The sequence below is a fragment of the Crenobacter oryzisoli genome (assembly GCF_030385785.1).
Taxonomy (GTDB): domain Bacteria; phylum Pseudomonadota; class Gammaproteobacteria; order Burkholderiales; family Chromobacteriaceae; genus Crenobacter_A; species Crenobacter_A oryzisoli.
The window spans coordinates 1-8,242 of the sequence record NZ_JAUEDK010000088.1; the positions used below are offsets into that span (position 1 = coordinate 1).

General features: G+C 63.0%; 10 protein-coding genes and 1 riboswitch. Of the genes, 6 read left to right on the forward strand and 4 right to left on the reverse strand.

Going from position 1 to position 8,242, the window contains the following annotated elements; genetic code table 11:
• Positions 1–2 precede the first annotated feature (2 nt).
• The 4 genes from QU481_RS23110 to QU481_RS23125 form a co-directional block, all read right to left on the reverse strand.
• Positions 3–968, reverse strand: a complete 966-nt coding sequence (locus tag QU481_RS23110; protein WP_289830262.1) for an IS1595 family transposase — start codon at positions 966–968, stop codon at positions 3–5.
• Positions 969–1,076: 108 nt separating this feature from the next.
• Positions 1,077–1,256 (reverse strand): putative motility protein, encoded by a 180-nt coding sequence (locus QU481_RS23115; RefSeq protein WP_289832323.1) that lies wholly within the window; start codon positions 1,254–1,256, stop codon positions 1,077–1,079.
• An 85-nt stretch (positions 1,257–1,341) separates the two neighbouring features.
• The gene (locus QU481_RS23120) at positions 1,342–2,208 is read right to left on the reverse strand and encodes a lipid A biosynthesis lauroyl acyltransferase (protein ID WP_289832324.1); all 867 of its coding nucleotides are present in this window, start codon (positions 2,206–2,208) and stop codon (positions 1,342–1,344) included.
• A complete protein-coding gene (locus QU481_RS23125) occupies positions 2,205–3,098 on the reverse strand; it encodes a lysophospholipid acyltransferase family protein (RefSeq protein WP_289832325.1) in 894 nt (297 codons plus the stop codon). Before QU481_RS23125 ends, QU481_RS23120 begins: the two co-directional genes overlap by 4 nt.
• Positions 3,099–3,177: 79 nt before the next feature.
• Here QU481_RS23125 and metK point away from each other — a divergent pair, with 79 nt between their 5' ends.
• The 6 genes from metK to QU481_RS23150 form a co-directional block, all read left to right on the forward strand.
• On the forward strand, positions 3,178–4,347 hold the full coding sequence (metK, locus tag QU481_RS23130) for a methionine adenosyltransferase (RefSeq protein WP_289832326.1): 1,170 nt from the start codon (positions 3,178–3,180) through the stop codon (positions 4,345–4,347).
• A 132-nt stretch (positions 4,348–4,479) separates the two neighbouring features.
• A riboswitch (S-adenosyl-L-homocysteine riboswitch) is annotated at positions 4,480–4,545 on the forward strand.
• Between the two features lie 70 nt (positions 4,546–4,615).
• Entirely contained in the window at positions 4,616–6,019 is a 1,404-nt protein-coding gene (gene ahcY / locus QU481_RS23135; RefSeq protein WP_289832327.1) for an adenosylhomocysteinase, read from the forward strand.
• A 136-nt stretch (positions 6,020–6,155) separates the two neighbouring features.
• Positions 6,156–6,992 (forward strand): methylenetetrahydrofolate reductase [NAD(P)H], encoded by an 837-nt coding sequence (metF, locus tag QU481_RS23140; protein ID WP_289832328.1) that lies wholly within the window; start codon positions 6,156–6,158, stop codon positions 6,990–6,992.
• 150 nt (positions 6,993–7,142) lie between these two features.
• On the forward strand, positions 7,143–7,295 hold the full coding sequence (locus tag QU481_RS23795) for a YqhA family protein (RefSeq protein ID WP_346432460.1): 153 nt from the start codon (positions 7,143–7,145) through the stop codon (positions 7,293–7,295).
• A gap of 39 nt (positions 7,296–7,334) precedes the next feature.
• Positions 7,335–7,526: a hypothetical protein gene (locus QU481_RS23800; protein WP_346432461.1), complete on the forward strand. Its 192-nt coding sequence runs from the start codon at positions 7,335–7,337 to the stop codon at positions 7,524–7,526.
• Positions 7,527–7,659: 133 nt separating this feature from the next.
• On the forward strand, positions 7,660–8,242 hold a 583-nt coding region (locus tag QU481_RS23150; RefSeq protein WP_289832329.1), incomplete at its 3' end, for a transposase domain-containing protein.

Sequence of the window (8,242 nt, forward strand, 5' to 3'; positions counted from 1 at the left end):
GGCTATGTCACCGTTAGGTGTGGAAACTTGCCAAGAGCACCATCCAGGAGGGCTGCCGGCGTGCTGATACGGTGGGCGTCAAGGTGTCGGCGCCAGCCCAAGTAGTTGGGTAAGTACTTAGTCGCCACGCCGTGGAAGCGGTTGAGCCACGCGCGTAGGCGACTGTGGTAGGCATTGACGTTCTGAACGTGGTAAGCCCCCCGAACACGGCGACCTGCCTTGAGATTGACCGCCTCATGCGAGATGTTAGCCTCGCGGGCGAAGTACCGGTAGGTGGCATTCCCATCGCTCACCAACAGCACGTCTTTGTCGAGAACAGCCGGCAAGACCGCTTTGAGTTGTGCCTTGGTCACTTGCCCTTTCCCCGTCACAAAGTCGAGGGTTTGCCCACTGCGGTCGCGGGCGACCAGCACACAGACTTGCTGTTTGGACAAGCCACGCAAACTCGCGACGCCCCCGCGCCGACGCGAGGAGCGCTGCAGGTGGTGGGCGCCTTTTTCCGATTCGAGCAGATAGGTTTCGTCGGCCTCGGTAATGCCGAACAGGCGGGCCGGACGGTCGTCTTTCAGCCAGGCCAGGAAACGGTGACGCCAGCGAAATGTCGTGTTCCGATGCAGGCCCAGCATCCCGGCTGAGCGGCGCACCGTCAGCGAATCCAGCATCGCCTGGCTGTAGCCGAGCCACTTCTCCCTCCGGCGGAGCCGGGCTAGTGGGGTGTTCGTCAGCGCGTTGAAAGTTCTCTGGCAGCGCCGGCAGCGATACCGCTGCAAACCATGAGCCGTTCCATGCCGGTAGGCCGCGGTGGTCCCGCAATGTGGGCAAGCCTTATCGGCTAGCCGTGACTCAATGAGGGCTCTGCAGCGTTCGGTGTCATCGTGTTCCCGCAATGCATCAGCAAGCCGCTCTCGCTGACGCCTCGTCAGACGGGACACATGGCTCAGCCACCGTTCAAACTCAGTCGCTTTCATCATCTCCCCCGTCGTGATGACCATCAATCTGGAAGATTAGGTCGCTGAGGAGGCAATTCCACACCTAACGGTGACATAGCCTTTTTTTATGGGTCTATCAGGAAGGGATCAGGCGGTCGTATCGATGTTCTGACCGAGGTGTGCCGGATTGTTGCGGTTCATCTGATCGGTGGTGGCGGTAAGCAACGAGCCGATGGTCTGGGCGGCCGCATCGCGCTGTTTCTTCATTGCGAAGATCGCCGTCTGGTCGAGTACGCTGCCGCCGCTGTTTACTGCTGTGGTATCCATGGACCTCCTCTCGGGTTTCCCATTGCGGGTAACGTTGTATCGGCCGCTTTGGCGGCTTTTATAGCCGCCGCAGGCAAATGGCCGCTCAGTAGAAGCGCGCCTCGCCTTCCGGCCGGGTCTTGAAGCGCTTGTGCAGCCAGAAATACTGTTCGGGACACTCGCGGATGCGCTCCTCGAGGAAGGCGTTCATCCGCCGGGTGTCCGCGGTGATGTCGTCGGTCGGGTAGTCGGTCCAGGCAGGGTAGAACTCCACCTCGAAGCGGTTACCGACGCGGCGCGCGATCGCCGGCACCACTTTGGCATTGGCGAGTTTGCTGATGCGCGACAGGCCCGGGATGGTGGCGGCGTTGGTGTGGAAGAACTTGACGAAGATCGAATCGCGCGGGCCGAAGTCCTGGTCGGGCAGGTAGAGGAAGGGCGTGTGGTCGGTGCGCATCGCCTTGATGATGCTGCGCAGGCTCTCCTGGCGCGACACGATCTTGACGTTGTCGTAGCGCTGGCGGCCCTTGTAGATCTGCTCGTCCATCGCTTTGTTCTTCTGGTGCGAGTAGACGCTGACCAGCGGGATGTCCTGGTTGAGCCGGTAGCAGCCCATCTCGAAGGCGGTGAAGTGCGGGTAGAAGATGATCACGTCGTGACCGGCTTCGCGCAGCTCGGTGACATAGTGCAGGTTCTTCAGGTCGACCAGCCGGCGCAGCCGTTCGGCCGAGCTGTACCAGCACACCCCGTATTCGAGCAGCAGCCGGGTCATGTGCTGGAAGTTGGCACGGATGATGCGCTTGTGCTCGGAGACCGGCAGTTCCGGGAAGCACAGCCGCATATTGGTCAGGCCGACGTTGCGGCGCTCGCGCGCGAGCAGGTAGGTGAGCTGGCTGAGCGGCCAGGCAAGGGCACGAATTGCGGCGATCGGCAGCAGGTGGATCAGCCACAGGATGGCAAAGGCGAGTCTCATTCGGGGTTCCGTAGGGCCGGCGGCGGTTCGACACCGGCCGGGCATTTGTAGCGGTTGTAGCTCCACAGGTACTGCTCGGGGAAGCGGCGGATCAGCGACTCGACGGCACGGTTGAGCAGCGCGACGTCGGCGTCCTTGTCGCCGGAGAACGGCTCGGGCAGCGGTTCGATGTGCACCGCGAAGCCCTGGCCGTCGGCGAGGCGTTCGCCGGCGAACATGAGGGTGGTGACGCCCTTGACGGTGCCGAGGCGCGGCACCAGCGTCATCGTGTACGCCGGCCGGCCGAAGAACGGCGCCCAGACACCCTCGCCGTTGCCGGGCACCTGGTCGGGCAGGATGATCGTCGCTTCGCCCTGTTTGAGCGCCTTGACCACGGTGCGCACGCCAGAGGCGTTGGCCGGGGCGGTCTTGCCCTTGCCGCGCACCCGGCCGGCGTTCATTACCGGTTCGAGCCAGGCGAGTTTCGGCGGGCGGTACATCGCGGTGAGCGGGAAGGGCAGGCGGTTGCTGACGTAGCGGCCGGCAATATCGTAGCTGCCGACATGTGGCGTGACGAACACGATGCCGTCGCCGCGCGCCAGCGCGGCTTCGACGTGTTGCCAGCCGTCGCAACGCTTGACAAGCCGGTCGATCGCGGCCGGCTCGCGGCACCAGGCGATCGCCAGTTCCAGCGCACCTTTGCCGGTTTCGTCGGCCACGCGTTTGACGAAGTGTGTAAAGTCCTGATAGTTTCGGACGATTTTACTGGATGCCAGATTGTCCTTCAGTCGCTGACGAAAGCGGGGGGAGGCATGATAGGTCAGCCGACCGGCGACGGCTCCCAGGCTCTGCAGCCATCGTAGCGGCAGGTGGGACAGCCAGGTCAGCAATAGCTGTACGAAGCGGGCCATTGAACGGTCACGTGGTCGTAAAGCGACTTATTTTATCACCCAACTGGGACACAGGCTTCACGCGGGAATACACAAGACAATGAGCGAATATCTGTTTACCTCCGAGTCGGTCTCGGAAGGCCACCCGGACAAGGTCGCTGACCAGATCTCCGATGCGATCCTCGACGCGATCTTTACCCAGGATCCGAAGGCGCGCGTCGCCGCTGAAACGCTGGTGAATACCGGCCTGGTGGTGCTGGCTGGCGAGATCACCACCACGGCCAATATCGACTATATCAAGATCGCGCGCGACACCATCAAGCGCATCGGCTACGACAGCTCGGAGCTGGGCTTCGACTACCACGGCTGCGCGGTGCTGGTCGGCTACGACAAGCAGTCGCCGGACATCGCGCAGGGCGTGAACGAAGGCGAGGGCTTGGACCTCGACCAAGGCGCCGGCGACCAGGGCCTGATGTTCGGCTACGCCTGCGACGAGACCCCGACGCTGATGCCGTTCCCGATCTACTACGCGCATCGCCTGATGCAGCGCCAGAGCGAGCTGCGCAAGGACGGCCGTCTGCCGTGGCTGCGTCCGGATGCCAAGGCCCAGCTGACCGTGGTGTACGACAGCGAGACCGGCCTGCCCAAGCGCATCGATACCGTGGTGCTGTCGACCCAGCACGCGCCGGAAATCGACCACGCGACGCTGACCGAGGCGGTGATCGAGGACATCATCAAGCCGGTGCTGCCGGCAGACATGCTGACTCCGGAAACCAAGTACCTGATCAACCCGACCGGCCGCTTCGTTATCGGCGGCCCGATGGGCGACTGCGGCCTGACCGGCCGCAAGATCATCGTCGACACCTACGGCGGCGCCGCACCGCACGGCGGTGGTGCGTTCTCGGGCAAGGACCCGTCCAAGGTGGACCGTTCGGCTGCCTACGCTGGCCGTTACGTGGCGAAGAACATCGTCGCCGCGGGCCTGGCGCGTCAGTGCCAGATCCAGGTGTCGTACGCAATCGGCGTCGCCAAGCCGACCTCGATCTCGATCGATACCTTCGGCACCGGCAAGATCCCGAACGAGAAGATCGCTGAGCTGGTTGCCAAGCACTTCGACCTGCGTCCGAAGGGCATCGTGCGTATGCTCGACCTGCTGCGCCCGATCTACACCAAGACCGCCGCTTATGGCCACTTCGGCCGTGAAGAGCCGGAGTTCACCTGGGAACGTACCGACAAGGCTGCCGCGCTGCGCGCCGACGCCGGGCTGTAATTCTCGGGAACAGACCGCAAAACGGGCCGCATGGCCCGTTTTTTTATTGTCCGGTCTTCGGGCAGCGTTGGTCGAACACCGCCCAGCATTCCACCTCTGTCGGAGTCGGCCCAGCTGCCGTATAATCGCCGCGTTTCCGGGGAGCGCTGCAAGGCCGTTCGGCCCCAGGCCCGGAGATCCCAACGGCGCTCACCCAACCAACCCTTGCCGGATACCGGGGTGGCGGGTGAGCCGTCTTCCTGATCCGGCCGCATCGTGGAGTTACGCTGTGGCTGACCAATTCACCGATTTTCATGTCGCCGACCTGGGCCTGGCCGCCTGGGGCCGTAAGGAACTGGCGATTGCCGAAACCGAAATGCCGGGCCTGATGGCGCTGCGCGCCGAGTACGGCGAATCCAAGCCGCTGAAGGGAGCGCGTATCGCTGGCTCCCTGCACATGACCATCCAGACCGGCGTGCTGATCGAGACGCTGGTGGCGCTGGGCGCCGAAGTGCGCTGGGCCTCGTGCAACATCTTCTCGACCCAGGACCAGGCCGCCGCCGCGATTGCCGCCGCCAACATCCCGGTGTTCGCATTCAAGGGCGAGTCGCTGGACGAGTACTGGGAATTCAGCCACAAGATCTTCGAATGGCCGGAAGGCAAGCCTGCCAACATGATCCTCGACGATGGCGGTGACGCTACTCTGCTGCTGCTGTTGGGCAGCAAGGCCGAGAAGGACCGCTCGGTGATCGCCAAGCCGACCAACGAGGAAGAAGTGGCGCTGTACGCCGCGATCGCTCGCTACCTCGACCAGGATGCCAACTGGTACTCGAAGCGCCTGGCGCACATCCAGGGCGTGACCGAGGAAACCACCACCGGCGTGCATCGCCTGTACCAGCTGCAGAAGGATGGCTTGCTGCCGTTCCCGGCGTTCAACGTCAACGACTCGGTGACCAAGTCCAAGTTCGACAACCTGTACGGCTGCCGCGAATCGCTGGTCGACGGCATCAAGCGTGCCACCGACGTCATGGTGGCCGGCAAGATCGCCGTGGTGCTCGGCTACGGCGACGTGGGCAAGGGATGCGCGCAATCGCTGCGCGGCCTCGGCGCCACCGTGTGGGTGACCGAGATCGACCCGATCTGCGCGCTGCAGGCAGCGATGGAAGGCTACCGCGTGGTGACCATGGACGACGTGTGCGACCAGGGCGACATCTTCGTTACGACTACCGGCAACGTCGGTGTGATCACCCACGAGCACATGGCCAAGATGCGCAACAACGCCATCGTCTGCAACATCGGCCACTTCGACTCGGAAATCGAAGTTGCCTCGCTGCGTCAGTACCAGTGGGACAACATCAAGCCGCAGGTCGACCACATCATCTTCCCGGACGGCCGTCGCATCATCCTGTTGGCCGAAGGTCGCCTGGTGAACCTCGGCTGCGCCACCGGCCACCCGTCGTTCGTGATGTCGAACAGCTTCACCAACCAGGTGCTGGCGCAGATCGAGATCTTCCAGCACGGCGAGAAGTACGGTAAGGAAGTGTACGTGCTGCCGAAGCACCTGGACGAGAAGGTGGCCCGCCTGCACCTGGAACGCATCGGCGCCAAGCTGACCGTGCTGTCCGACGCACAGGCCGCCTACATCAGCGTGCCGAAAGAAGGCCCTTATAAGCCGGCTCACTATCGCTATTAAGCGCTAGGTATAAAGAGCGACGGACAGGGCAGGGTAGAATGCCTTGTCCGTTTTTTTTCGGCCAACGTTGGCCGAATGCACCAGAGGAGAAGCGCCGCGCCGGCAAGGGCAGCGGCGCCGCAGAGATCAAAAGATCATGAGCGAACCGAAAAAAACCTTCAGTTTCGAATTTTTCCCCCCGAAGACCCCGGAGGGCGTTGCCAAGCTGCGCACCACCCGCCAGCAGCTTGCCCAGTTCAACCCCGAGTTCTTCTCGGTAACCTTCGGTGCCGGCGGTACCACCCGTGACGGCACGCTGGCTGCGGTGCTGGAGATCCGCGGCGAAGGGTACGCCGCCGCGCCGCACCTGTCCTGCATCGGCTCCACCCGCGAGAGCATCCGCGACATCCTGCAGGAGTACCGTAACCATGGCATCCGCCACATCGTGGCGCTGCGTGGTGACATCCCGTCCGGTATGGTTGGCATCGGTGAGCTGCGTTATGCCAACGAGCTGGTCGAGTTCATCCGTGCTGAGCACGGCGACTGGTTCCACATCGAGGTGGCGGCTTATCCGGAATACCACCCACAGGCGCGCTCGGCCGAGGACGACCTGAACAACTTCGTGCGCAAGGTGAAGGCCGGTGCCGATTCGGCGATCACCCAGTATTTCTACAATGCCGATGCGTACTTCCACTTCGTCGACGAGGTGCGCGCGCGCGGCGTCGACATTCCTATCGTGCCGGGGCTGATGCCGATTGCTGGCTTTACCCAGCTGGCGCGCTTCTCCGATGCCTGCGGCGCCGAGATCCCGCGCTGGCTACGCCTGAAGCTGCAGGCCTATGGCGACGACACCGCGTCGATCCGCGCGCTCGGCCTCGATGTGGTGACCGAACTCGCGGATCGGCTGCTGTCCAACGGGGCGCCGGGGTTGCACTTCTACACCTTGAATCAGGCGGGGCTTGTCTCGACAGTCTGGCAGCGTCTGGGGCTGTAAGCACTTTGCATTAAGGAAATGCACCGGCCTGGAGGTCTCGAAGGCTTTGCCTCGCGTAATGCATCGACGAAGGGCTGCCCCGGCCAGGTGATTTTCTGGGGCCGCTAGCGGCAACTGCCGATTTACCTCGGCCTGATCGTGGTGCCGGGCGTGTACGCGTGCACGTGCACGTGCCTCTCCTCGTTGCGGGGCCTGCTGACGCTGACCGACGTGGTGATGATCGCCAACCTGCTGCTGATGGTGACGATAGGCGGCTACGAGGCCTTCGTATCGCGGCTGAAGATCGACGACTATCCCGGTTAGCCGGAATGGCTCGACCATGTGAACGCGTCGGAGCTGAGGGTGAAGCTGTCGACGGCGATCATCAGCGTCTCGTCTATTCGCCTGCTGCTGACCTTCATCAACGACAGCCGCCTGCCGGAGCAGACGATGAAGTGGCAGTTCTTGATCGATCTGGGCCTCCTGATCTCGACCGCGGCGATCGCGCCCACCGACAGGCTGCTAACCTCGACGCTGCAGCATCAGCCGCACTGAGTCTCTGACCGTGCCGCACGCAAAAGGCCGCCCTTCGGGGCTAATGCCGTTCACTTAAGCAAGTGAACGGCATTTTTCATGGTGCGAATCTTGCTCATACTCCGGCCAAGTTGACTCCCTCACGTTGGTCCAGATGGTAGGCAAGGCTCATAAACACCCTGATTTCTCTGCACTTTCTCAGCAAATTGACCCGGCATGGATCGCCCACGCGCTTGCAGTGACCGGCAAAGCCAGCGTGCGCCGGCGTAGATTGCCGGCCGAACAGGTCGTCTGGCTGGTCATTGCGTTGGCGATGGACCGGCATCAGCCCATCCCGGAAGTCGTCGCTCATCTCGATCTGGTGCTGCCTGACGAGGTCAATCCAGAGATTGCCAAGAGCGCCTTGACCCAGGCGCGGCAGCGCCTCGGCGAGGAACCGTTGGCCCAACTCTTCGGGCTCAGCGCGCTGGTTTGGGATGAGCGGCATCAGCGGGGAAGAAGCTGGCGCGGATTGGCCCGCTACGCGATTGATGGCAGCACCCTGCGTACCTCGGATACCCCAGAGAATCGTCAGCAGTTCGGTGCACAGGCTTATGCCTCCGGCGTAGCCGCCAGCTATCCGCAGTTGCGGCTGCTGACGTTGACTTCGCTGGCGACGCATCTGGTGCGAGAGGCTGTCTTTGGCGAATACGCCAAGAATGAAATGCGCTATGCCCGTGACCTGCTCCAGGCGATCC

Coding starts and splice junctions, on each gene's coding strand:
- QU481_RS23110 (WP_289830262.1), bottom strand. CDS start 968: ATGAAAGCGACTGAGTTTGAACGGTGGCTGAGCCATGTGTCCCGTCTG.
- QU481_RS23115 (WP_289832323.1), bottom strand. CDS start 1,256: ATGGATACCACAGCAGTAAACAGCGGCGGCAGCGTACTCGACCAGACG.
- QU481_RS23120 (WP_289832324.1), bottom strand. CDS start 2,208: ATGAGACTCGCCTTTGCCATCCTGTGGCTGATCCACCTGCTGCCGATC.
- QU481_RS23125 (WP_289832325.1), bottom strand. CDS start 3,098: ATGGCCCGCTTCGTACAGCTATTGCTGACCTGGCTGTCCCACCTGCCG.
- metK (WP_289832326.1), top strand. CDS start 3,178: ATGAGCGAATATCTGTTTACCTCCGAGTCGGTCTCGGAAGGCCACCCG.
- metF (WP_289832328.1), top strand. CDS start 6,156: ATGAGCGAACCGAAAAAAACCTTCAGTTTCGAATTTTTCCCCCCGAAG.